The organism is Flavobacterium johnsoniae, from assembly GCF_001879205.1.
GTDB lineage: Bacteria > Bacteroidota > Bacteroidia > Flavobacteriales > Flavobacteriaceae > Flavobacterium > Flavobacterium johnsoniae_A.
On the sequence record NZ_MLFK01000005.1, the window covers coordinates 1 to 26,222 of the forward strand.

Consider the following 26,222-nt stretch of genomic DNA (forward strand, 5'->3'; position numbering starts at 1 on the left):
CTTCCGTTTGAGAACAGTGACGTAATTCCATTAGGATACAAAACAACAATTGCCGGAGATTTTACGATCTCTATTGACCATGCTGACGGACTTTTTAACAGTCAGGAAGTATATCTGGAAGATAAAAAAACCGGAATTATTTCAGATTTAAAAGCCGGGGATTATACTTTTAAAACGGAAATAGGAACTTTTAAAGATCGTTTCACGCTTCGTTATACCAATAAAACGTTAGGAACAGGTGATTTTGAAAATGTAAAGGACGGACTTCTGGTTTCTGTAAAAGATAAAGTAATCAAAGTAACTTCTGCAAAAGAAAACATTAAAGAAGTTTCTGTTTTCGACATTACAGGAAAACTGATTTACAATAAAAAGAAAGTCGGCATTACGGAACTTTCAATTTCAAACCTGCAGTCAGCAGATCAGGTGCTGCTTGTAAAAGTTACGCTTGAAAACAATGCTGAAGTAACCCGAAAAGTGATCTTTAAATAAAAATCACTTTCCCAATTATAAAAAATCCATCTGTCAAATCAGATGGATTTTTTTATTTAAATAATCTATGCTTTTTCAATTAAAATACTCACCGCATTTCCACCAAAACCAACGGCATTTATTAAAACTCTTTTAATTTCCTTCTCTTGATTTGTCTTTTTCGAAAATGGTGTTTCTATAAAGTTATTATGCTGTATCATGAGCAGTCCCAGTTCCAAACTCAACAATCCCGATGTGCCAAAAGTATGCCCTATTTTCCACTTATTTGTGGTCAATAAAGGTAACTCTGAACCAAATACTTTTTCAATCGCACGCAATTCTGTCAAATCTCCTTTAATAGTTCCCGGAGCATGCATTACAATCGCATCGACACTTTTTAAATCAATATCTCTTAAAGCCATTTTCATCGACTTTTGGAAACAATCTGCCTCTGCAGAAATAGAAATATTATGTTCTAAAATTTCTGTGGCGTACCCAACCCCGGTTATATAAGCAATTGCATTTTCTTTTTCACCCGATTCTAAACAGCAAACGGCGGCACCTTCGCCCAAAATCATGGTGTTTTGCGTTTTTTCAAAATCAAAAGCTAAATTCGGCCACGAATCTACATCTTGATCGAGACGAGAATAAATTTTTAAAGCCCGCATCTGACCAATTGTAAAATCAGTTAAAGGGGCTTCGCTTCCTCCCACTAAAAATTTATCGGCCATTCCTGATCTTAACCATGCCACACCATTTAAAAGTGCATGAAGTGCCGTGGAACAAGTAATTGAATGCGAAATTTCCGGACCGGTGCTTTGCAAATCGTGGGCAATCCAAGATGAAATATTTCCTAAGGTAGTTGTTGGAGAAGCTAAAGTTTGTGCTTTTCCGGTTTCAAGATATTCTTTGTAATGTTTTTCGAATAAATCTGTGGCACCTCTTGAAGAACCAATATTAATTCCGAAAACATCATTTGTTTTCCAACCTGCATTGTGAACTGCTTTTCGCGAAGCCGCAATAGCAAATAACACAGAATCATCCAGAAACTTGTATTTAATATCAGAATCTCTTAATTCGGTTACAATGCGTTTCGATTCAGCATTTAAAGCCGCAACAGAAGTTTCCTGCTGATCTAAAAACAGCTTTGTAAAACAATGCTTTTTATCGAGATATTTCTCCCAAACTTCATCACTATTATTCCCCAACGGAGAAATAGATGAAAAAGCAGTTATGGCAATTTTTGGTGTATTCACAATAGTTTATTTAGCGCAAAGGTCTGTAAAAAAATGGCACGCGGATGACACCGGTTCAACAGATTTACACTGATAGATTATTTTCTTTGTGTTTATTCTTTTAAACCGTTAAATCAATGGGCAAATTACACCATTTCAATAGCTTCTTCAATTGTATTATATACCTTTTGAAGCTGATCGTCCGTCATTATATATGGTGGTAAAATGTAAACGATATTTCCAACCGGTCTTAAAACAACGCCTTTATCAATAAAGAAATTATACAATTTGGTTCGCATTGATCCGTAATAACTTTCGTTTGAATCTGATTTTATTTCAACCGCAAAAATAACCCCCAAAGTTCTGGCCGTTAAAACTTTTGGGTGGCTTTCCATTTTCTTTTGAAAATCTAAATGCTTTTTATTTATTCTTTCAATATTACGCTGCATTTCATCGGTCTGCAATAATTCGATACTTGCTAAAGCTGCTGCACAACCTGTTGGATTTGCCGTAAAAGTATGTCCGTGAAACAGTGCTTTATTAATATCATCGTCATAAAAAGCATCAAAAATATCCTGGGTAAAAGTCGTTATCGCCATTGGAATTGTTCCGCCGGTTAATGCTTTTGAAAGGCAGATCATATCCGGTTCTTCTGAAACATAATCCATTGCAAAAGTTTTTCCGGTTTTTCCAAAACCTGTCATTACTTCATCGGCAATTGTCAGGACTTTATTTTCTTTGCAAATCTGAATTAACTTTGCTAAAGATTCTGGTTCATACATCACCATTCCGGCCGCACCCTGCACCAAAGGTTCAAAAATAAATCCGGCGCAATTGTGGTTTTTGATTGTATTTTCCAGCGCCTCAAAACTGATCTGTTCTTGTCCTTTTACCGGAACCGGAATTCGAACCACATCTATAAACATACCCTGAAATGCCTGTGTGTAAAACGAAATACCACTTGCCGCCATTGCCGCAAAAGTATCGCCGTGAAAAGCATTTTCAAAAGCGATAATAGTAGTCCGTTTTTCATTTTTATTGAAAAAATACTGCAGAGCCACTTTTATAGCGACTTCAACAGCCGTTGAGCCATTATCTGAAAAGAAAATCTTCTGCTGATTTTTAGGCAGAACATCTATTAGTTTTTCAGCCACTTTTACAGCCGGTTCGTGCGTAAAACCTCCAAACAAAACATGCTCCAGAGTTGTTAGCTGCTTATAAATTGCATCGGCAATAAATTTGTTGCTATGCCCAAACGGATTTACCCACCAGGAAGCAATTGCATCAAGGTACTCTTTGTTATTTTCATCCCAAAGCAATGCTCCTTCTGCTTTTGTAATAGCAATTGGGGCTTGTGCAGTTTTGTGCTGTGTATAAGGATGCCATAAATATTGACTGTCTTTTTCTGTTAATGTCATTTGATTTCAGATTGTAGACCCGAAGCTTCGGGGTTAGATTTTAGATTTTCCCAAAGCCAATATATTGTCTCTAAATAAATCGGCGTATTCTTTTATTACGTTTTGATCAAAATATGGTTCTTCATCAATTCTTCCAATACATTTTATTTTGGTTTTATTCAAGATTAAACTTTCCGTTGATTTGTTTTCGCTTCCGCTGAAGATAATTCCAGCCACTTCAAAACCCCGATTCTGAATTGCTTCAATGGTCAACAAAGTATGATTGATGCTTCCTAAATAATGTCTTGAAACGACAACAATTTTATAATCTGCTTTTATTAAATCGATGATTGTTTCTTTTTCGTTTAACGGAACAAAAATACCGCCCGCACCTTCTATAACTAAATGATTCGCTGTTTGGGGTTCCCGAATTTGATTTAACTCAATCATAACCCCATCAATCTCTGCGGCCAAATGCGGACTTGCCGGTGTGTTTAATTTATAACTGTTCTCCAAAATCCGAGTTTTTTTATTTGAGATTCTGGAGTGAACCTTATGACTATCTGAATTATCCAGATCACCAGCCTGAATAGGTTTCCAATAATCAGCTTCTAAAGCTTCGACAATAATCGAAGAAGCAATTGTTTTTCCAACATCTGTTGAAATTCCTGTTACAAATATTTTCATAAGTTTTACACCGCGGATGCCACTGATAAACACGGATTTTTTACATTTTACATCGGTCCAAAACCAAGAATCAGCGCAAAACTGCTTCATCTGTTTTATCTTCGGGCCTTCAGCAAAAATACCAATAAAAAAAGAAACCCATCATTACGATGGGTTCTGTTTATTATTCTTCTTTTAATTCGTCTATTACTTTTTTAATTTCTCTGGCATACTTTCCATAAAATTTATGAACCCACCATTCTAAAGAAATTCCCATAAAAAGAACACAGAAAACAATAATAAAAAAGAATGTAATCAATTGTCCGCTGGTAAATTCATGGTCAAAAAAACCTGGAATTTTTAAAAATGCATAAAGGTAAAATCCTACCAAATACAAAATTAAAAAAGGCACGAGGGCAAATCCAAAGGTTTTATACAATTCCATATTCAGTCTAATATCAAAATAGGTTTCATACAAACTATCTTTAGTTTTTAATGTAATTACACTTAGTCTTTTATAGAAAAAATAAAGTTTTACTAAATAATAAGTACAAACCGCGACATACAAACTATAAATTAAGTAATAGAAGAAAACCATTTTGGGTGCAAAATCATAGATTAAAGGAACAAACGCTACTATCAAAATCGATATGATTTGATATATAAATTCATTCTTGATATTTTTTTTAATTTTATCTAAAGGCGTGTTTGCCAATTGTATTTTTTCTAAATTATTAGGAACAACAACATTATCCGTCTTCTCGTTATTCCAGGCATTTTGTATGTCGTTAAAATCCATATCCTTGGTTTTTAATTATTTCTTTTAGTTTTTCTTTTGCCCTATTGAGTTTTACTCTTGCATTTCCTTCAGAGATCCCAAGGTTATCGCCAATTTCTTTATGTGAAAATCCCTCTAACTGATAAAAAATAATAGCCTTGTCAATTTTTTCCAGTTTTTGAACTGCTTTGTAAAAGTGCTCGATCTGGCTTTCTTTAATTTGAGAATCCCCTTCCTCCTCTTTTATGTTATCTGAAGCGATGTCATATTTATCCACTTTCCGCTTTTCTTTCTTTAGAAAAACAATCGCCGTATTTACCGCAACGCGATACATCCAGGTAGAAAATTGACTTTCGTTTCTAAAAGAATCATACGATTTCCAGAGCTGACAAATAATTTCCTGAAATAAATCCTGCTGATCGTCATAAGTATCCATATACATTTTCGAAACTTTGTACAAAATTCCCTTGTGACTTTCTATGCGATTTAAAAATTCTTGTTCCCTTTCTTTCAAAATCTTTTACTTCAGAATTGGTTTTACTGTATAACCTGCTTTTCTTAATAAATTAATAACTCCTAATTCTCCAGCCAAATGACCTGATCCTACTGCAAAAAAAATACTTTGTTTCTTCATTAATTCAGGCATATTTTTTACCCAGTTTAAATTTCTGCTGTCCAGAATAATCTTTTTTGTTTTCTCACTTGTGAACTTTTTATCGGTTGTAGAATCATACAACAAATCGATATTTTCAGTTTTATAGGCAGCAACTAATTTTGCTGTTTCATCTGGAGTCGATTCATCAAGCATAGCAATCATTTCATCATTTGAATAGGCATTTTCAAGTATCCCAAACTGCTCCTTTACCGTTTCAAGTCCGCCAATTTCGATATTTCTTTTCTTGGCCTGTTCAATAAATTCCATTTCATAGAATTTTAAATCGGTACAGCCAAAAGTTTTCATCGAAATCAAACTCATTACAGTAAGCAAACTAAAACTGTCTACTTGCTGTACTGTCATTCCGGTACTTTTTTTCAAAACAGCATCCAACTTAGTTAATTGTTCAGGACTTAGTTTTTTGCTTAAAGGTTCTTTTCCCATTGCCAATTGCTGCATTTCTGACATTTCTTTTGGGTCCGAGAAATTAATTTCCAGCATCACCTTTTCTGAAGACTCAAAAGCTTTTTTTGTTTTATCAGTCAAGAAATAATCCGGAGAACAAATCATGTGTATGGTTCCGTATAAATAAGAAGGCTTTGAAAGTCCGTTTCCGGAAACTTCCCATAATAGTGAGTTTTCTAATTTTGGGGATGTTTGAGCTTGAGTTTTTGCTCCAAAAAGAAGTATTGTAACTATAAATAACTTGAATAAATTTTTCATTTTTGAGATGAATTAGGTTGATAAATGAAACTCATTTTGTAATTACAACTCGTAAGTATAGGAATTGTCGAAACGTTACAAAAAAACCTAACATTTATTTTTAGCCCACTGGTTTTACTGATTAAACGGATTGACGCGGAATTAAATTTTGTTTTCTATTGTTTGTGTAAATTAACCGTTTGAAATCAGGGCTTTCTCCAAAATTGAGAAGTAAACCTACTTCTATTTTTGTCGATTTAAGATAGTTCATCAGTTGGGCAATATGTGAACTTAACAAATATTCACAAGCTTTTAGTTCTATTATAATTACATCATCAATAACTAAATCAGCATAATACTCACCCACTAATTGGTTTTTAAAGTATACTTTAATTTGTTTCTGCGCTTCAACTTTATAACCTTGCGCTTTTAGTTCAAAATACATCGCGTTCTGATAAACTTTTTCCAAAAAGCCATAACCTAATTGGTTATAAACATCATAAAATACTTTAAGAATAGTTTTTGATTTCTCTTTATGTAATAAGTCAGACATTTTACGCAGTGTAAACCCGTTTAATTCGTTCCAATCGGCGGGCCTAATATACGTAATTTCTTAATAATTCTAATATCGAAATAATTTCTTCCTCTGAATTATAACTGTGGATGCAAAAGCGAAGACGCTCCTGACCTTCCGGAACTGTTGGGGAAAGAATTGGTTTTACATCAAAACCTTTATCTTGTAGTTGCTGCGCCAACTTTTTTACATTTTCATTTCCCTGAACAATTGCTGATTGTATGGCCGATTTACTACGTACAAACATGGGCTTTAACCCCAACAAATTCTTCTGCTGATTAAAGAAAACAATATTTTGACGTAGTTTTTGAATAGCTTCTTTTTCAATTTCCAATTGCTGGTACGCTGTTAAAATAGAAGCGACAGAATGCGGTGACAATCCGGTGGTATAAATAAAGCTTCGGGCAAAATTTATTAGATATTCTTTAAGTTCCGGACTTCCGAGTACCACTGCGCCGTGGCATCCCAGCCCTTTCCCAAAAGTCATGATTCGGGCAAAAATTCTGTTGTGGAGTTCTAAATACTGACTCAGTCCTTCTCCTTTTTCGCCAAACACACCTAAAGTATGTGCTTCGTCAACAACAATATAACAATTGTACTTTTCAGAAAGCTGTACCAATTCTTCCAGATTCGGGCTGTCGCCGTCCATAGAAAAGACAGTCTCCGTCACTATATAAATATTTGCATCTGGAAATTTGAGAATTAAACGTTCTAAATCTTCAAAATCATTATGATTGAATTTATAGGATTTGGCATTTGACATTAGAATACCGTCCCGGATAGAGGCGTGACTTAACTCATCGTACAAAATAACATCATTTCTTTGCGGTACAGCGCTAAAAAAACCCAAATTGGCATCATATCCCGAATTAAAAATTAAGGCTGATTCTGCGTCATGAAATTGAGCAATAAAATTTTCTGTAATTTGATATAACGAATGATTTCCAGAAATCAATCTCGAGCCTGTTGCGCCATTTTGAAAAATTTCATTTTCGAGCAGATAAGCATGAGTAAGTTTGAAAATCGATTCTGATCTTGAAAAACCAATATAATCATTAGAAGAAAAATCAATCAGATTATTAAACACAGGAAGTTTTCTAAGCGAATTATGCTGTTTTCTGTTCTCGAGCTTTTGATTAAGGTTTTCAGGTAATTTCATAAAAACAAAGTTATGAAATTGAAACTTGATATTAAGAAACAGCGGGTTTTGATGTTCCCGCTGTTTTTGGAATTTATTTTAAATGGCACTTATAAAAGGCGATTGTCTGCTGTAATTTGATTCGGTCATTTCCTTAATCATAAACCTCGAAATGTCAAATGCAGTTATTTTATCTCCCAAACAATCCTCCAGGCTCACTGCTATTTCAGAACTTTCATCTGAAAATTCAATAAAAGGCACCCGGACCTGAGTCCAGTTTACATCACTTTCTTCCAAAAGATCGTACGCTTTTTGACGGTCTTCCTGAATAATTGGAAAATTAGTTTTCATCCAATCTGTTGCCATAACTGTTTTTGGGCTCTTTTTATCAAACGGAGTATCAATATTAAGCCCTGCTAGAAGAACATAACGGTCTATATTGTACGCTTTCATTGCCTTTAAAACATTCTTTGTTACTTGTCCTGCAACCAAAGGTTCGTCTTTTCTCTGTCCAATAGTACTTACAACAGCCTGACAATCTTTAAGCAATGATTTTATAGATTCAAAATCGAGTGCATCGCCTTGAATAATTTCAATATTGGTATTTTGAATTTGAAAGTTTTCGGGATTTCTAAGTAAAAGTTTTAAACTAAATCCTTGTTCTAATAACTGGTTTACAAGAAAGTTTCCAGTTCTTCCGCCGCCGCCTAAAACAGCCGTTTTTGATATATTTTTCATATGTATTCTTTATAAAATTTGACATAAATAATTACGCTTTATGAAATCAATAAAGCGAAAACATAAAAGCTTACTGAGCTTTTATAAGAATCAATATTTTATAAAGAGATTTTAATACTTCAAAAATAAAAAAATATTTTAAAAGCAGTAAACAAAAAAAGCCAAACATATCGTTTGGCTTTTTATTTATTCTAAAATTGTCTTAGTCTACTAAAACAATTACTTTATTGTCTTTCATTTCGATTGTACCTGACGTAATCTCCAATGTATAAGTTTGGTCATTAACTCTCGTAAATTTACCCGCTACCTCTTTAGAAAAGTTAAAACTTGGCGCTGCAATTTTTACAGTTCCTTTTTCTAGAATAGAAACAATAGGAGCGTGATTATTCAATATTTGAAAGCTTCCATTAACTCCAGGAAGTGTAACCGATGTTACTTCTCCTGAAAATAATTTTGCTTCTGGTGATACTATTTCTAAAATCATGTCTTTTTTAGTTAATAGTTGATGGTTGATGGTTGATGGTTGCTTTCTAACAACTGACAACTAACAACTAACAACCAAATTATTATGCTTCAGCTAACATTTTCTCTCCAGCTTCGATTGCATCCTGAATAGAACCTTTCAAGTTGAAAGCTGCTTCTGGAAGATGATCTAACTCACCGTCGATAATCATATTAAATCCTTTGATAGTATCTTTAATATCTACTAAAACTCCAGGAATACCTGTAAATTGCTCTGCTACGTGGAATGGCTGAGACAAGAAACGTTGTACACGACGTGCTCTTGATACAGAAAGTTTATCTTCTTCAGATAACTCTTCCATACCTAAGATCGCGATAATATCTTGAAGTTGTTTGTATTTTTGAAGAATCTCTTTTACTCTTTGTGCACAGTTGTAGTGCTCATCTCCTAAGATATGTGGAGTTAAAATTCTTGAAGTAGAATCTAACGGGTCAACCGCTGGATAAATACCTAGCTCAGCAATTTTACGAGACAATACTGTTGTAGCATCTAAGTGGGCGAAAGTTGTAGCCGGCGCCGGGTCAGTTAAGTCATCCGCAGGAACGTAAACCGCTTGTACAGATGTGATAGATCCTTTGTTTGTAGATGTAATACGCTCTTGCATAGCCCCCATCTCTGTTGCCAAAGTTGGTTGGTATCCTACTGCAGATGGCATACGACCTAAAAGTGCCGATACCTCAGAACCTGCTTGAGTAAAACGGAAGATATTGTCAACGAAGAACAATACATCTTTACCTTGGTCAGATCCAGCTCCATCACGGAAATACTCAGCGATAGATAATCCTGAAAGTGCCACACGTGCACGAGCTCCAGGAGGCTCATTCATTTGTCCGAAAACGAAAGTAGCTTTAGACTCTCTCATTCCTGGCATATCTACTTTAGATAAATCCCATCCTCCATTTTCCATAGAGTGCATGAAATCATCACCGTATTTAATAATTCCTGACTCTAACATCTCACGAAGTAAGTCATTTCCTTCACGTGTTCTTTCACCTACTCCAGCGAATACTGAAAGTCCACCGTGACCTTTTGCAATATTGTTGATCAACTCCTGAATCAATACTGTTTTACCAACACCTGCACCACCAAACAATCCAATTTTACCTCCTTTTGCGTAAGGCTCGATCAAATCGATTACTTTAATACCTGTGAATAAAACTTCAGAAGAAGTTGATAAATCTTCAAATTTTGGTGCTTGTCTGTGAATAGGCAAACCATTTTCTCCTGTTTTAGGTAAATTACCTAAACCATCAATGGCATCTCCAACAACATTAAATAATCTTCCATATACGTCTGGACCGATTGGCATTTGGATTGGATTTCCAGTTCCAACTACTTCATATCCTCTGCTTAAACCATCTGTTGAATCCATAGAAATGGTACGAACAGTGTTTTCACCAATATGAGATTGTACTTCTAGAACTAATAACGTTCCATCTTTTTTAGTGACTTCTAGTGAATCATAAATTTTTGGAAGTTCAACATCTTTACCGTTGAAAACTACGTCTACTACTGGTCCAATGATTTGAGCAACTTTTCCTATTACTTTTGACATTACTTATGTATTTATTAAATAGCTATTTAGGTTTATCGAAAATACCTCTTTTTTCAGAGCGCAAAGATAATTTTTTAAAATATAAAATCAATTTTTTTTTCATAAAAAATACCACGATTTTGTTTGATTCATAAAACTTACCCAAAAAATAACCAAAACAGCATTTTTTTAATAAAAGAAAAAAAACCGCTTCATCCTAAAAATGAGCGGTTTTTTGAAGTTAAAAAAAGTTTTAATTATAATTTCGCCGGGAATAAAACCTGGTAGTCACCAATATTTACACCTTTTAAGTTTGAACCATATTTACCATTAATTGCTTCTATAAATTTATTAGCAATAAAAGCATATCCTCTCGGAGAAGGGTGAACTCCATCTAAAGAAAACATACCTCCTGTAACAAATGTCGCTTTTAATGTAAAGTTATTCATCGTGATTCCGTTTGGCTTGTTTAAATCTGCCATAATTGATTCTGCATCAACAATTGCTAAACCGTTTGCTTCGGCAACTGTTTTTATAGTCGAATTATAAGCCGCAGTAGCAACTCCAATTTCTGCCACTTCAGAAGGTAATAAAACATATCTGTCCGGCAAAGGAAAAGTAACTCCTAATTGCGATAAAGAAGGTGAAGGAGAAGCAACTCCATCAAGAGCTACACTTGGAACTTTTCCAATTCTGGAAGAAGCGCCCAAAACAATTAAATCAGTAGGCAGTGCTTGTCTGGCTCGTCCAAAAATCTGCCCCATTACCGTGGCAGTAGTCACATCTAATCCGCCGCCCATTAATACAGTTTTTAAGCTTGCCGACAAATCAGGCAAAGTCTCGTCTACAATTAACAACGGGTTATTTCCAGTTGTTGACAAAAGATTAATCCTGCTTCCCTGCCCTAAAAAGACTAAAGCATTGCGCAATGGCCCGTACAATTGAGCGTTTAAAGTATTTACCAAACTAACGCCTCCCGCACTTAAATTAGCCTGAGTAAGTTGATTATAAGCAATCACACGGAAATGAGGAAGAGTAGTAATAACAGGCAAATTAGCCACAACACCTTTTCTTCCGCCAGCAACAAGCTGCGTAACTAATCCTTTATAAGCTGCATCGAAAGTTGCAGGCGGCGTTAAAGGATTTACCGCTGGATCTCCTCCGGCAGTTGCATATCCTAATTCATCATTTCCTCCAATCCACAAAGAGAAGAAAGTAGGATTTTGACTTAAAGCATCTGCCAAAACTGTAGTTGTCGCACTTGAAGCAAAACGAGCAAAATAAGGATTTGCTGTTCCTGCAGCTACCCCGGCAGGATTACCATAACCAGGCGCAAGCAAATGAAAAGATTTAGCACCAGGCACTCCTAAATTATTAAAACTGCCCGCCAAATGAGCTGTAACTTCTGTTGTTGGCACTCCCTCAACCGGAATCGGAGTAACATTAAAATACAAACGAGGTCCAGCAACAACATTCCCTCCTAACAATAAACCACCTATATTATCATTTGTAAAAGGCGTTTTAAATTCCCCTCCTCCAACTAATGAAAATTGCTGTGCCAAAATATTAGGATAAGCACCTTCCTGCCCTTTAATAAATAAAGCATTATCACTAAATCCTGCCGCAAAAGAATCACCTAATGCAACATATTTAGAAAAGTTGGCAGAACCGGAAGTTAAGGGCTGCCCATCTGAAGAATCTACAACAGTAACCGCGTCATCGTCGCTGTTACAGGCCGCAAAGGTCAACGAAACCAATAAGAGCCATTTGAAATTTTTTATCATGATTATATATTTTTAAATTATTTCTTCCTCAAAAGTTATTTTCATGAAGGAAATAATATGATTATAGTACTTTAAAGTTTTTCAATTACGGATTAATTGTCCACGAAGCAAAATATTGCTGTCCGATTAAACCAGCTCCAATTACCTGGTAGTATTCTTTACCGCCAATGTTAGCTGCTCCTAATTTTATAACCGATTTTAATTGTGGAATTCCATAATTAATCTGAGCATCTATTACAGTTGCAGATTTGATTATACCATCAGCAAATCCTGCCTGCCACAGATATTCACTATTCCATCGTCCACTTACATTAAATCCGAAATTTTTGAATAATTTCTCATTTCCAATAGACACTTTTACTCTATGTTTTGGAGTATTAAAACCAGCCTCAAAACTTGGGTCTTTTGCCTGATCAAAATCAAACTGAGCATAATTATAGTTAGCCCCTAATTCGAAGTCAGAAACTATTTTTTTAGAAAGACCAACTCCAAATCCTAGTGAATGTATTTCTACATCTGAATTTGTATACAATTGATACGTTCTATATTCTCCATTCTGAAGAGCACGTATAGATTGTGCGCCTGCATCAGTAACAGGATTATTAGGCACCGGCAAATTTGGACTATCCTGAGCCGTTCCATAGTAAGGAGCAACCACATTTAAGTTACCAATAAAGTTATTGTATATATTATAGTAACCATTAATATCTATTGACATACCTTCAAAAACAGAACGATATCCTAATTCAAAAGCTTTCACTTCTTCAGGCTTCACAAGATTGGCTCTTGATTTCGTTAACAATGCCGCCGCTGCAACCGGATTACTTCCTGCCATTGCAGAGAAAGCAGTAACAGAACTTGCCAAATACGAATTATAATAAGCATCGTTACCGTTCATAACTTTAGTTGGACCGCCGTTATAAGCCTGACCTTCGGCACTAAGATTGAAAGTTTCATTAAATCTCGTTAAGTTATCCGGAGCAGATCCAAGCAATACTGCGTTTCCAATATTAAATCCGATATACTGATCCTGAGTTGACGGATTTCTAAAACCTGTCTGGAACGATCCTCTTAAGATATGATTTTTCTTCTCTCCTGCTGAATACACCAAAGATAAACGCGGTGAATAATTTCCATCAAAGTTTTTAGATTTATCATAACGGATAGAACCTGTAAACTTCAATCTATCATCCAAAAACTTTTTCATCAATTGAGCATAAGCACCATATTCGTTATAATCAATCGGCCCATTTGCATCAGTGTAGATTCTTCCGTGAGAATTTAACTCATAAGCTCTAAATGATCCCCCAACCTGAATCTCTGCAAATTTTATAATATCTCTGAAATTATAATTAGCATCCGAATGATAAATTTTAGAATTATCAACCAATTTTGAACCAGAAAGAACGTCTGCTTCATTTACAACTTCATTAAAAGCACTTTTAAACTGAGCGGAACCTGGTAAAAAACGGCCTGTGTCAGCTGTAGATCTTGCTGCCGCATGAGCCTGCTGAGGCGTCATGCCAGCCAAAGTACCCTGAATAAAAGCTCCTGCATATTGACCAAACCAAGTATTATCATCTTTCCATTTTCTATTCACATTGATACCCGTAAAAATCATATCATAAGAATGCCCTCCATCTTCTGAAGTCATATACCCTCTCAAGAAAAAGTTTTTCCCCTTGAATTCTAATTTATGCTGCTGCATAAAAAAGTCATTCAAATAATATCTGTTTGCTCCTTGATAAACTGCATTACCAGTACCAAATTTACTCTGCCAGATAATTTCCAGTCTTTCATCTCCAAAAGGTCTTCCGTGAAAAGAGAAATCAATTTTTTTATTTGCCGCTTTATTATCAGTCAGATCAATCTCATTGTATCCGGTTCTGCTTACATTTGAATTTGGAAGCAAATTAGAAGCTCCTGCAGGAATTAATCCCATAGCTTCCAGTTTTAAACCAACACCTTTAATATTTGTTGAAGCCTCGTCGCCATACACATTGATACCATCATAACTAGGATCTGTTCTATCAATCCCTGATCTTGTTTTGTCGTTGTAGTTTGTTGCGTACCAATCCGTAGCCTGCATATAGGTAAAATTCGCTTTTGCAGCAAAATATTTATTGAAAGCATGCGCGAATCGAATACCAAAATCATAATAACCATTTGTACCCGCAGCTTCTTGCGAAGTTACTCCATATTTAAAATAAGTTGAAACGCCTTGATAAGTAAACGGACTTTTGCTTGTCATGAACAAAATTCCGTTGAATGCATTTGCCCCATATAAAGCAGATGAAGCCCCAGGAAGAAGTTCCACACTTTGAACATCAATTTCAGACACTCCAATCATATTTCCTAAAACGAAATTTAACAGCGGAGATGAGTTATCCATACCATCCACCAGCTGCATGAAACGAGTATTTGCAACTGTAGCGAATCCTCTTGTATTAATCGATTTAAATGACATACTGCTGGTATTCATCTGAACCTCTTTTAAATTCTCCAAACCATCATAAAAAGACGGCGATGCTGTTTTCTTGATATCCTGTATACCCATTCTTTCAATTGTAACAGGAGATTCTAAAATACGTTCAGGTGTTCTTGAAGCCGAAACCACTATTTCATCCAGCTTATTTTCTTCACCTTTTAAAACCACATTTACTTTTTGATTTGCCGATGTCACATTAACTGTCACTGTTTCAAACCCTACTGCCGAAACCTTTATTGAAAATGGCAGTTTAGCATTTGTGGTCAATTTAAATGTTCCATCAAAATCAGTTGATGCTCCTGTGTTGCTGCCGGACACAACAACATTGGCACCAGGAATAGATTGTTTGTTACTATCGGTAACAGAACCTGTAATTGTATTCTGCGCAAAGGATATTCCGCTGAAAAACAACATAATTAGCAAATAGACTCTCATTAGGGTTAGGTTTTTGGTTAGTTTTATTACTAGTTTGTATAGCCAAAATACAAATAATTTTAATATTAATAATAAAACGTTAAAAAAAACCAATATTAAGCACAATTTTTACAACAATTTTAACTATTTCGTAATTGCTTTTATTAGATTAAAATCAATATTTAATTACAATATCCACAACAATACTATGCATACATATAAAATTTCATAACATTTTTGAGGATTTAATAAAAATACATATATCAGAAAAAAAATTTGACAATAAAAAAAAGCGAGACCTAAATCTCGCTTTTTTAACATTATTATATTTTAAAAATATTTATTCTACTGTAACTGATTTTGCTAAGTTACGAGGCTGATCTACATTACAACCTCTCATAACTGCAATATAGTACGAAAGTAATTGTAAAGGTATAGTCGTAATAAGCGGTGATAATGCGTCTGAAGTTTCCGGAATTTCGATTACATAATCGGCTAATTCACGAACTTGCGTATCTCCTTTTGTTACAACTGCAATGATTTTACCGCTTCTGGATTTAATTTCCTGAATGTTACTTACAATTTTGTCATAATGACCTTGTTTTGGTGCAATTACAATAACCGGCATATGTTCGTCGATTAAAGCAATAGGACCGTGTTTCATTTCGGCAGCAGGATATCCTTCAGCATGGATGTATGAAATCTCTTTTAGCTTCAAGGCACCTTCTAACGCAACCGGAAAATTATATCCTCTTCCTAAATAAAGACAGTTTGGCGCATCTTTAAAAGCCGCCGCAATTTCTTTTGCTCTGTCGTTAGTTTCTAAAGCTTCAGATACTTTCTCCGGAATTAATTCTAATTCCTGCAGATAAGCATGGAAATCAGGATTTGATAATGTTCCTTTTGCTTTTCCTAATCTCAACGCAATCATCGTTAAAACCGTGATTTGAGTAGTAAATGCTTTTGTAGAAGCTACTCCAATTTCTGGCCCTGCGTGTGTATAAGCACCTGCATGACTTTCTCTTGAAATAGACGAACCTACAACGTTACAAACTCCAAATACAAAAGCGCCGTTTTCTTTAGCTAATTTAATAGCAGCCATAGTATCTGCTGTTTCTCCAGATTGAGAAATAGCAATTACAACATCGTCTTTATTGATAATTGGGTTTCTGTATCTAAATTCAGAAGCATATTCTACTTCAACCGGAATACGGGTAAACTCTTCAAAGATATACTCGGCAACTAAACCGGCATGCCATGAAGTTCCGCACGCAACAATTAAAATTCGCTTAGCATTTAAGAATTTCTCCAAATTATCTTCAACACCAGCCATTTGAACAATTCCTTCATTGGCATGAAGTCTTCCTCTGTAAGTGTCTTTAATTACACTTGGCTGTTCGTAGATTTCTTTTAGCATGAAATGGTCGTAACCACCTTTTTCAATCTGCTCCAAATTCATTTGAAGTTCCTGAATATAAGGATCTACTAAAGAATCATCTTTAATTTTTCTAATTTTAAGAGGCTTGTGCAGTCTGATATTCGCCATTTCACCGTCTTCTAAATATACGGCATTCGAAGTATATTCGATAAACGGAGAAGCATCTGAAGCAATGAAGTATTCTCCTTCACCAACTCCAATTGCCAATGGACTTCCTAATCTTGCTGCTACAATTTCGTTTGGATTTTTTTTATCAAAAACCGCAATTGCATAAGCACCTACTACCTGGTTTAAAGCAATCTGAACAGCTTTACCCAATTTTATATTTTCATTTTTCTGAACTTCCTCAATTAAGTTTACCAAAACTTCTGTATCAGTATCAGATTTGAAAGCATAACCACGCTTAATTAATTCTTCTTTAAGCGGTGCATAATTCTCAATAATTCCGTTATGAATAATTACTAAATCTCCGGAATTAGAAACATGAGGATGTGAATTCACATCATTTGGAACACCGTGGGTTGCCCAGCGGGTATGTCCAATTCCAATATTTCCACTAATAGAAAAACCTTCCTGCGATTTAGCTTCTAGATCTGAAACCTTACCTTTTGTCTTACAGACTTTTATACCCGACTCGTCATCGTACAACATAACGCCGGCACTATCATATCCTCTGTACTCAAGCCGCTTTAATCCTTTTATAACAATAGGATAAGCCTCTCTATGACCGATATATCCAACAATTCCACACATATATATTTATTAATTTGGTTTCGTGTAGTAAACCTCAAGTCTCAATCGTTTATCATCTGGAACAGAAGATTTTCCACCATACAAAATTGTACCCAGCGGATTCATGACTGATGCTTTTGGCACCTGTGAAAAGTACTCAATTGGATCATTGAAAAGTACAATTCTTTTTTCCAGAAAATTAGAGGTACTAATACCAATACTTTCTGTAACAACAAGCCCTAAATCAACATTTTTGGCTGTTTTGTCTTTAATTAGATTTCTAATGTGGTTTGTAATCCTAATTTTATAGGTTTTACCTCTCTTGTTATCACCAAGATTAATTAAACCTCCAAAAATATATTTAGCTCCTTTTGTATCACCAGTAGTTAAACTTGAAGTTTGATCTGAAAAATAATCCACAACTGGAACATTGTTGGTTAGATCATATAAATAAATTCTTCTTGGCTCATCAGCTCCGGTCATTTTATCCGAATCAATATTGAATACTAAATTAGCTTCATTCACTTTCCAGTTTTTAGCTCTAATATCGTCTAATTTTGATGCGAAATCAGTAAGTCTGATTACAGCTGCAGATCCCTGGCCTCCTTTTATATAAAGTCTTTCGTCTCCTTCTATTTTATTTACATTTGATGAATTTATAGCATCTGCATAAGCAGTAGATTTAGCATCTTGCAATAAATTTGCCGTACCACCTGAACTAGTTGGGGTTACAAAATTAATTACTAAAGTTTTCTCTTCTGTCGTGTTCTCATCATCAGTTGTAATCGCTGTTTTAGCTTTATAGGTAATGGTAATTTTACCTTTAGAGAAATCCATTAAAGCCATGTTAGTTGCCGGGCTTCCGTCCGCTTTTTCAACTTTAAAATACAATCCTCTGAAATATTCCTGAAAAACATCAGCTGCTGCTAGTTTAGAAGCTGGTGCTTTTAAAATTTTATCCTGAAAAAATGCAGTATCTAAATTCAAACGCATTTCCGGAGCCGTATAAGTCGTAGTTTCTTTTCCTGCATCATCCTTTGTAACTAACTTATATTCTTCTGCGCTAAAAAAGAATTGATCATTTTGGGCAGGTTTACTCACATCATTATTTAAACGAGGTTTTCCTCCTACTGCCTGTTCAAAAATAGAATTTTGAGCAGTATAATAAAACTGCGGCAATTCAGATCCGTTATCCACATACGAGCTGCGCATTTGGTAACCTGACTCATAAACACTTAGCTTCAATTTCCCATCAGGTGGCCCATAAATAGAATCTATGCATAAGTATGACTTCCATCTGTATTATTTGCTGTTATATGGCTGAAATAAGGAACACTTAAAACAGCACTTTCGATAACAGGAGTTTCTCCTATTGTTGGTGCATACGTGGCAAGGGCAACCTGAGTTACATAATTTCCTGTAGTTTCTCCAAAAACCGGATTATTATAAATTCCTAAAGCAGTTGTAGATAAAATATTCGACTGTACCGAAGTAACTTCTTGATTAAAAGCAACTACATCATATTTTTCAGACTCAAGACCGAAATGATCATCACCAATTAAATCTTCGCCAATCGCATTAAAATCTTTGTCACAAGAATATAAAAGAACAACCGTAGCGGCTAATAGAATTTTCTTAATAAAAGAAGTATTATACATGTTTAATAATAAAGTTAAATTTAAAGTCCCATTGTTTTATAGAAATTTGTATACGCCTCTGCGAATGCATCTTTCGTGGCGAAAGGTAAAAAAGGTTTTCCTGACGATTCTATAAATTTTGTTAAACTTGGGGAAACATTCTCAGATGCGATGATAACAGCATCAGAATGTAATATACTAGCTTTTAAGATATTTTCGTAGTTTGGCGTCTCAAGATCAGAGATTGACTCGTGCGGAACGCCGTCAAATTTAACCTTATTAATCATCTCTAAATCTAAGTTCTCATCAAAAGACTGCCCATAAACCGAGGTAACAATTTTTGTATCATTAAACAAAGCCTCATTCTTATAATAATGCTTCATATAAATTGGAAGCATTGATGCCAGCCAGCCATGAACATGAATAATATCCGGAACCCAGTTTAATTTTTTTACTGTTTCGACAACTCCTTTTGCGAAAAATATAGCACGCTCATCATTATCCGGATATAAAACACCCTCTTCATCTGCAAAAGTGGCTTTACGTTTAAAATATTCATCATTGTCAATGAAGTAAACCTGAATTCTTTCTTTTGGAATTGAAGCTACCTTGATAATCAATGGCATATCTAAATCATTCACTACCAAATTCATCCCTGAAAGCCTGATCACTTCATGTAATTGATGTCTTCTTTCATTGATATTCCCATATCTTGGCATGAAAATTCTTATCTGACCTCCCTGATCATTAATCATTTTAGGAACGTCATAAGACATTAAAGAAACCTCATTTTCAGCCAGATAAGGCACGACTTCAGATGATACGTATAATATCCTCTTATCTTTCATAATAGTATTTTACTTAATTTTTGGTAATAAAAACGTCGCAAAATTACAAAAATTTATGCAGTTTATAACTAATATATTATGTTTGCACTAAATTTTAATAATACTGCCATGCATATTTTCTACGGTAAAGTAGCTCTGATAGCTTATTTAAAAACTATCAAAACCGCAAATTCAACCATCGGATTTGTACCAACCATGGGAGCTTTACACCAAGGGCATCTGGCTTTAATGCAGCGATCACTTAAAGAAAATGACGACACTGTTGTGAGTATTTTCGTAAACCCAACCCAATTTAACAATCCTGAAGATCTTGAAAAATACCCGCGCACTCTTGAAGAAGATGTAAAAAAAATGCGAGGTTTAAGTGACAAAATAATTTTATATGCTCCTTCAGTAGATGATATTTATGAGGGACAAACTATCTCTCAGTCATTTGACTTTGATGGTCTAGAAAATCAGATGGAAGGAAAATTCCGTCCAGGGCATTTTAATGGCGTTGGAACCATAGTAAAACGTCTGTTCGAAATCGTTACTCCAACAAACGCTTATTTTGGCGAAAAAGACTTTCAACAGCTTCAAATTGTTAAAAAACTGGTTGAGAAAAACAATTTACCAGTAAACATTGTAGGCTGTCCTATTTTTAGAGAAGACAATCTTCTGGCGATGAGTTCCCGTAACGAACGCTTAACTCCCGAAGAAAGAAAAGAAGCTTCAATAATCTACAAAGTTTTAACCGAAGCCAAGGAAATATTTCAAAACAGTACACCTGAAGAAACAATTAAATTTGTCGAAGACGCTTTTAAAGACAACGAAAGATTTGATCTCGAATATTTCGTAATTGCTGACGAATCTACATTATTATCTATCGATCATAAAATTAAAGACAAAAAATATCGTGCGTTTATAGCGGTATTTGTTAATTCTATAAGGTTGATTGATACCATTTCATTAAATTAAATTACCTTTGCAGCATGCAAATTCAAGTTATAAAATCAAAAATTCATCGAGTAAAAGTTACTGGTGCCGATTTAAATTACATTGGCAGTATTACTATTGATGAAACCCTGCTGGAAGCCTCAAATATTATTGAAGGCGAAAAAGTATCTATTGTTAACATCAATAATGGAGAACGTTTTGAAACTTACGCTATTAAAGGAGAAAAAAATTCAGGCGAAATTACACTGAATGGTCCTGCAGCCAGAAAGGTTCAAAAAGACGACATTATCATTATCATTTCTTATGCAACCCTGGATTTTGAAGAGGCTAAAACCTTCAAACCATGGATCATTTTCCCTAATGAAAATGACAATTCGTTAACTTAAGTTATTCTACATCTTACTTGTATTCTTAATTTGTCAAAAAACTCTTTTTTGCACAAACAAATTTTCATTTGCCAACACCAAACTGGTTTGCGTAAGAAATCATTGCTTTTTTAAAATCTCAAATAACAAAAAAGCAAATAAAGTATTATATTGCTCCCTATTTTCAATACTTTTTAATTCACTGAAATACCCCAAATCATGAAGAAAGTTTACCTGCTGATTACCTTAATTTCCATTTCTGTTTTTTCGCAGAAAAAATTTGACAACATTCAATCAGAAAAACTGGGAGAAGAAAGAAGAATAACAATTGGACTTCCTGCTTCTTACGATGCAAAATCAGACAAAAAATATCCGGTTTTATATTTATTAGACGGCGATTATTTATTCGATCCGTTTTCCGGAGCTGCAAGTTACGGCGCTTATTGGGATGATATTCCGGAAATGATCATCATCGGGATTCATCAAAATAAGGATGAGGAACGTTATGACGACACTACAATTGATCAGAATGAAGGACTGCCTTTTGAAAAAGGAGCAAAATTCTTTGAGTTTATTGGTGCAGAATTAATTCCTTACGTTGAAAAAAAATACCGCACAACACCATTCAGAATTATTGCAGGTCATGACGTAACTGCCAGCTTTGCTAACTTTTTCCTGTACAAAGAAAATCCGCTTTTCAATGCATACATTTGTTTGAGCCCGGAACTTGCACCAAAAATGGAAGTTCGTATAGCCGAGAAATTTGCCAAAATACAGAAACCGATATTCTACTATCTTTCTGCAGGCGAAGGTGATATCAAAAAAATTAAAGAACCGATAGAAAAGTTAGACAGCAATATTAAAATTGCAAATAATCCGTTAGTAAACTATAAGTACGAGTTATTTAAAAATGCAACACATTATACCGAAGTTTTACATTCGATTCCGAGTGCATTGTATCAAATTTTTGAAGTTTACAGACCAATAAACTCTGCCGAATACAGCAATAAAATTGCGGTTCTTGAAACGGGTTATGCCGATTATTTAGAAAAAAAATACAATGCAATGTCTGAAGTTTTAGGAGTTCAGATTCCGGTTAGAATGAGCGACTTTAAAGTTATTGAAAACCTTATTCTAAAAAAGAATGCATACGATGAGTTAGGGAAAATGGCTGAAATTGGAAATGTAAATTACCCAAAAGCCATGTTAGGAGAATATGAATTAGGATTGATGTACGAAAAAATGGGCGATCCCAAACATGCTTCAAAAAAATACCAAAATGCTTCGCAAATGGAGCCAATTGGAGATTTGAACAAAGATTTGATGTATGAGAAAATTGACGAAATGAATACGCTTACTAAAAAAAGTAAATAATGTCTAAAGTTAAAACTTCATTCTTCTGCCAAAATTGCGGCACCCAGTATTCTAAATGGCAGGGTCAGTGCAACGCATGCAAGGAATGGAACACAATTGCTGAAGAAATAATTCAGAAGCAGGAAAAAGTGGCTTGGAAAAGCGAACCTGCTTCATCAGGTAAAGCTCCTCGCCCTTTAAAAATTAACGAAATTGATTCGGCTCAGGAAATCAGAATGGACACTACCGATGGTGAACTGAATCGTGTCTTGGGCGGCGGAATCGTTCCGGGATCTTTAACGCTTTTGGGTGGAGAACCGGGAATTGGAAAAAGCACACTTTTACTTCAAATCTCATTAAAATTACCTTATAAAACTTTATATGTTTCAGGAGAAGAAAGCCAGAAACAAATAAAAATGCGCGCCGAAAGAATAACGCCAAGCAGCGAGAACTGCTATATTCTAACGGAAACTAAAACGCAGAATATCTTCAAACAAATAGAAGCGATTCAACCTGAAATTGTAATTATCGATTCCATTCAGACGCTGCATACAGATTATATCGAATCTACAGCAGGGAGTATTTCTCAAATTAGAGAAACAACTGCCGAATTGATCAAATTTGCTAAAGAAACCAATATTCCGGTTATTTTAATTGGACATATTACTAAAGACGGAAATATCGCCGGACCAAAAATCCTGGAACACATGGTCGATACCGTTTTACAGTTTGAAGGCGACAGAAACCATATTTACCGAATTTTACGTTCGCTTAAAAACCGTTTTGGTTCAACATCCGAATTAGGAATTTATGAAATGCTAGGAAGCGGTTTGCGCGAAGTAAGCAATCCTTCTGAAATATTGATTTCACATAAAGACGAAGAATTATCCGGAACTGCAATTGCGACTACACTCGAGGGCATGCGTCCGCTGATGATCGAAATTCAGTCACTGGTAAGCACTGCTGTTTACGGAACACCACAGCGAAGCACAACCGGCTATAATGCAAAAAGGCTAAATATGATCCTGGCTGTTTTAGAGAAAAGAGCCGGATTTCGTCTTGGAGCAAAAGACGTTTTCCTGAATGTAACCGGCGGAATTTCTGTAGATGATCCAGCAATCGATCTTGCGGTTGTTGCGGCAATTTTATCATCAAACGAAGACATTCCGGTTGGAAAAGGTTTTTGTTTTGCCGGCGAAGTTGGGCTTTCGGGAGAAATACGTCCTGTAAACCGCGTAGACCAACGTATTCAGGAAGCCGAAAAATTAGGGTTCGATACGATTTTTGTTTCTAAATACAACAAAATTGCTTTAAAAAATACAGGAATCAAAATTGAGCTTGTAGCAAAAATTGAAGATGTTGCCAGCATTCTTTTTGGCTAATATTTTTTTTTAGCCACTAATTACACGAATTTGCACAAATTTTTATTGAAATTTATTCGCCCCGAACTTAATTCGAGAAATTAGTGTAATTCGTGGCAAAAACTAAACTCTATGAATTTTCCAAAACAAAAAATATTCAAAGCTTTAAAAATACTTGCCGTAGTATTAATATTGATTTGTATCGGACTTTACTTTTTTCGTAATTCACTTTTAAAACAAGCAATTGCAAAGGTAACCCACAAAATGGCCGTTGATTATAATAGCGATTTCTCTATTAAAGAAGCTTCATTTGACGGCTTGTCCAGCATCAAACTAACAGATGTGGTTTTGGTTCCAAAAAATGCAGATACACTTTTAAAAATCAAAAATATTGAAACCAGTGTCAGCCTAAGTAATTTATTGATAGGCGATGTTCAGGTAGGAACTTTAAAAGTTAACAGGGGTTATATTCAATTAGTTAAAAAAGGAAAAATCCGCAATTTTGATGCTTTTCTAAAAAGAGATCGTGACGATTCTGAAAAAAGCGAAAAAAGGAAATACGGTGCTTTTGCCTATCGCATTATTTCGAAACTGCTTAATTTGGTTCCGACCGATATGAATCTGGAGAACTTCAAATTTAAAATAGACGATAATGGCAAAAAAACCGATATCGCAATTAATAAATTGGTTTTAAACAACAAACAGCTCGAAACCAGCATTCATGTGCAGAGCAAAAATTTTGATCAGCGCTGGAACTTAAAAGGATTTGCCGACCCAAGAAATCAAAAAGCCGATATTCGTTTTTTTAATTTAGATACCGGCGCCATACGTGTTCCATATCTTGATGAACGCTACAACTTAAAAGCAAGCTTCGATTCTATTCGCTTAAATGTTCAAAATATTGACAAAAGCGGCAGTGAATTCCATCTTGACGGCTTTACTTCTATCGTAAACTTAAAAATTAACCACCCTAAAATTGCCAGCAAAGATGTTATTATTAAAAATGCCCGTTTTGATTATCGTTTTTTATTAGGCGACAATTTTATTTCGATTGACAGCACCTCATCAATGACGCTGAATAAAATAAAACTGCGTCCATATGTTTCATACGATACCGAAAAGGATACGGTTTATATTTTAAAAGTTGATATTCCGAAGATGAAAGCACAGGATTTTATTGTTTCGCTTCCTGACGGATTATTTACACATTTCCAGGGTATGCAGGCGACTGGAAATTTTGATTATAAACTCGATTTCAAATTCAACAAAAACAAACCCAATACGCTTGTTTTTGACAGCAAATTAAACAAAGAAGATTTACGAATTACAAAGTATGGCGAAGCCGACCTGAATAAACTAAATGGCGAATTTGTTTATCGCGCCATAATTCAGAATGTTTTGCAGCGTCCTGTTTTAGTTGGAAATGCAAATCCAAATTATACGCCTTTAGACCAGATTTCGCCGTATTTAAGAAAATCTGTTTTAACGACCGAAGATCCTTCTTTCTTTTCGCACCGCGGTTTTATCAATGAGGCTTTCAAACAATCGATTCTTAAAAATATTCGAACTAAAAAATTCTCCCGCGGCGCCAGTACAATCAGCATGCAGTTGATTAAAAATGTGTTTTTAACCCGGGAAAAAACGCTTTCGCGAAAGCTGGAAGAAATCCTGTTGGTTTACATTTTAGAAAACAACCGAATTGTAAGTAAAGAAAGAATGCTGGAGGTTTATTTCAACATCATCGAATGGGGACCGAATGTATACGGAATTGGCGAAGCAAGTCATTTCTATTTCCAGAAAAGTCCTTCGGCCTTAAATGTTGACGAATGTTTGTTTCTGGCAACCATAATTCCGAAACCGAGAAAATTCATGTACCAGTTTAATGACGAAGGAAACCTGAAAGATTTTGCCATTAAAAATCAAAAGTTCCTAAAGAATTTAATGTTCCGTCGAGGTTTATTAATTCCGGAAGACACAATTGGACAATTGCCTGTTTATATTTCAGGAAACGCACGTTCTCTAATCAGGATAAAAGCACCGGATTCTACAGCGGTTAAAAATGATTCGCTGTCTATAGAAGAAGAATTTGATCTTTAGAAAACTATTTCAATAAATGAAAAAACTATTTCGTTTAATACCGTTCTTATTTGTAACTCTTGCACTTATAACCTTTTTGATCTACAATCACCGATTAAATCAAAAATTTACTAATCAAGAAGTTGAAAGTGTAATTGTAAAAAGAAATAATTGGCAATTAAGAACTACAGAGTTTTATTTAAAAAATGGTTTAAGAATAGACTCAACTTATCAAGACAACTTTGATCTAAAAATCGGAGATTCCATATTTAAAAAACCTAATACTCGAAAATTTACAGTTTATAGAAAAGATCTATTCAATAAATATCACTTTTATAAAAATTACTTTACAGAATAAAAGCTAAAATTCCACAAACTCACA

The 26,222-nt window shown here is 34.9% G+C and carries 23 protein-coding genes; 6 read left to right on the plus strand and 17 right to left on the minus strand.

What is annotated here, in order from left to right; translation table 11 throughout:
- A partial coding sequence (locus tag BKM63_RS05220) for a T9SS sorting signal type C domain-containing protein (RefSeq protein WP_131801192.1) occupies positions 1–489 on the plus strand: 489 nt, incomplete at its 5' end.
- 65 nt (positions 490–554) lie between these two features.
- Here BKM63_RS05220 and BKM63_RS05225 read toward each other — a convergent pair.
- From BKM63_RS05225 to BKM63_RS05300, 17 genes are all read right to left on the minus strand, one after another.
- Positions 555–1,724 carry a beta-ketoacyl synthase N-terminal-like domain-containing protein gene (locus tag BKM63_RS05225; RefSeq protein ID WP_071635587.1) on the minus strand — a complete coding sequence of 390 codons (1,170 nt, stop codon included), beginning with the start codon at positions 1,722–1,724 and terminating at the stop codon, positions 555–557.
- Positions 1,725–1,849: 125 nt separating this feature from the next.
- Positions 1,850–3,121, minus strand: coding sequence for an adenosylmethionine--8-amino-7-oxononanoate transaminase (bioA, locus tag BKM63_RS05230; RefSeq protein ID WP_071635588.1), 1,272 nt, complete (start codon positions 3,119–3,121; stop codon positions 1,850–1,852).
- A 33-nt stretch (positions 3,122–3,154) separates the two neighbouring features.
- The gene (gene bioD, locus BKM63_RS05235) at positions 3,155–3,787 is read right to left on the minus strand and encodes a dethiobiotin synthase (protein ID WP_071636299.1); all 633 of its coding nucleotides are present in this window, start codon (positions 3,785–3,787) and stop codon (positions 3,155–3,157) included.
- A gap of 163 nt (positions 3,788–3,950) precedes the next feature.
- Positions 3,951–4,565, minus strand: a complete 615-nt coding sequence (locus BKM63_RS05240; RefSeq protein WP_071635589.1) for a hypothetical protein — start codon at positions 4,563–4,565, stop codon at positions 3,951–3,953.
- Entirely contained in the window at positions 4,555–4,986 is a 432-nt protein-coding gene (locus BKM63_RS05245) for an RNA polymerase sigma factor (RefSeq protein ID WP_431733021.1), read from the minus strand. The genes BKM63_RS05240 and BKM63_RS05245 overlap by 11 nt, the downstream gene beginning before the upstream one ends.
- 78 nt (positions 4,987–5,064) lie before the next feature.
- Positions 5,065–5,922, minus strand: a complete 858-nt coding sequence (locus BKM63_RS05250; RefSeq protein ID WP_071635591.1) for a TraB/GumN family protein — start codon at positions 5,920–5,922, stop codon at positions 5,065–5,067.
- Between the two features lie 121 nt (positions 5,923–6,043).
- Positions 6,044–6,454 carry a GxxExxY protein gene (locus BKM63_RS05255; RefSeq protein ID WP_071635592.1) on the minus strand — a complete coding sequence of 137 codons (411 nt, stop codon included), beginning with the start codon at positions 6,452–6,454 and terminating at the stop codon, positions 6,044–6,046.
- 43 nt (positions 6,455–6,497) lie between these two features.
- On the minus strand, positions 6,498–7,634 hold the full coding sequence (locus BKM63_RS05260; RefSeq protein ID WP_071635593.1) for an aminotransferase class I/II-fold pyridoxal phosphate-dependent enzyme: 1,137 nt from the start codon (positions 7,632–7,634) through the stop codon (positions 6,498–6,500).
- A 78-nt stretch (positions 7,635–7,712) separates the two neighbouring features.
- Positions 7,713–8,351, minus strand: coding sequence for an NAD(P)-dependent oxidoreductase (locus BKM63_RS05265; protein WP_071635594.1), 639 nt, complete (start codon positions 8,349–8,351; stop codon positions 7,713–7,715).
- A gap of 202 nt (positions 8,352–8,553) precedes the next feature.
- On the minus strand, positions 8,554–8,835 hold the full coding sequence (locus tag BKM63_RS05270; protein ID WP_071635595.1) for a F0F1 ATP synthase subunit epsilon: 282 nt from the start codon (positions 8,833–8,835) through the stop codon (positions 8,554–8,556).
- An 82-nt stretch (positions 8,836–8,917) separates the two neighbouring features.
- A complete protein-coding gene (gene atpD, locus BKM63_RS05275; protein ID WP_012022907.1) occupies positions 8,918–10,429 on the minus strand; it encodes a F0F1 ATP synthase subunit beta in 1,512 nt (503 codons plus the stop codon).
- Between the two features lie 236 nt (positions 10,430–10,665).
- Entirely contained in the window at positions 10,666–12,192 is a 1,527-nt protein-coding gene (locus BKM63_RS05280; protein WP_071635596.1) for an SGNH/GDSL hydrolase family protein, read from the minus strand.
- A gap of 85 nt (positions 12,193–12,277) precedes the next feature.
- On the minus strand, positions 12,278–15,115 hold the full coding sequence (locus BKM63_RS05285; RefSeq protein WP_071635597.1) for a TonB-dependent receptor domain-containing protein: 2,838 nt from the start codon (positions 15,113–15,115) through the stop codon (positions 12,278–12,280).
- A gap of 319 nt (positions 15,116–15,434) precedes the next feature.
- The gene (gene glmS / locus BKM63_RS05290; RefSeq protein ID WP_071635598.1) at positions 15,435–17,285 is read right to left on the minus strand and encodes a glutamine--fructose-6-phosphate transaminase (isomerizing); all 1,851 of its coding nucleotides are present in this window, start codon (positions 17,283–17,285) and stop codon (positions 15,435–15,437) included.
- Positions 17,286–17,294: 9 nt separating this feature from the next.
- A complete protein-coding gene (locus BKM63_RS05295; RefSeq protein ID WP_242661102.1) occupies positions 17,295–18,509 on the minus strand; it encodes a DUF4270 domain-containing protein in 1,215 nt (404 codons plus the stop codon).
- A gap of 29 nt (positions 18,510–18,538) precedes the next feature.
- A complete protein-coding gene (locus tag BKM63_RS23845) occupies positions 18,539–18,922 on the minus strand; it encodes a DUF4270 family protein (RefSeq protein ID WP_242661103.1) in 384 nt (127 codons plus the stop codon).
- Between the two features lie 20 nt (positions 18,923–18,942).
- Positions 18,943–19,749, minus strand: coding sequence for a glycogen/starch synthase (locus tag BKM63_RS05300; protein ID WP_071635599.1), 807 nt, complete (start codon positions 19,747–19,749; stop codon positions 18,943–18,945).
- Positions 19,750–19,827: 78 nt separating this feature from the next.
- On the opposite strand from BKM63_RS05300, the gene panC reads away from it, so the two are divergent.
- From panC to BKM63_RS05325, 5 genes are all read left to right on the plus strand, one after another.
- Positions 19,828–20,706, plus strand: a complete 879-nt coding sequence (gene panC, locus BKM63_RS05305) for a pantoate--beta-alanine ligase (protein WP_071635600.1) — start codon at positions 19,828–19,830, stop codon at positions 20,704–20,706.
- Between the two features lie 14 nt (positions 20,707–20,720).
- Complete coding sequence (gene panD, locus BKM63_RS05310) at positions 20,721–21,071, plus strand: aspartate 1-decarboxylase (protein WP_008465481.1); 351 nt, start codon at positions 20,721–20,723, stop codon at positions 21,069–21,071.
- A gap of 198 nt (positions 21,072–21,269) precedes the next feature.
- Positions 21,270–22,424, plus strand: a complete 1,155-nt coding sequence (locus BKM63_RS05315) for an alpha/beta hydrolase (protein WP_071635601.1) — start codon at positions 21,270–21,272, stop codon at positions 22,422–22,424.
- A complete protein-coding gene (radA, locus tag BKM63_RS05320) occupies positions 22,424–23,785 on the plus strand; it encodes a DNA repair protein RadA (RefSeq protein WP_071635602.1) in 1,362 nt (453 codons plus the stop codon). The genes BKM63_RS05315 and radA overlap by 1 nt, the downstream gene beginning before the upstream one ends.
- Positions 23,786–23,896: 111 nt before the next feature.
- Positions 23,897–25,861 carry a transglycosylase domain-containing protein gene (locus BKM63_RS05325; RefSeq protein ID WP_071635603.1) on the plus strand — a complete coding sequence of 655 codons (1,965 nt, stop codon included), beginning with the start codon at positions 23,897–23,899 and terminating at the stop codon, positions 25,859–25,861.
- Positions 25,862–26,222 lie beyond the last annotated feature (361 nt).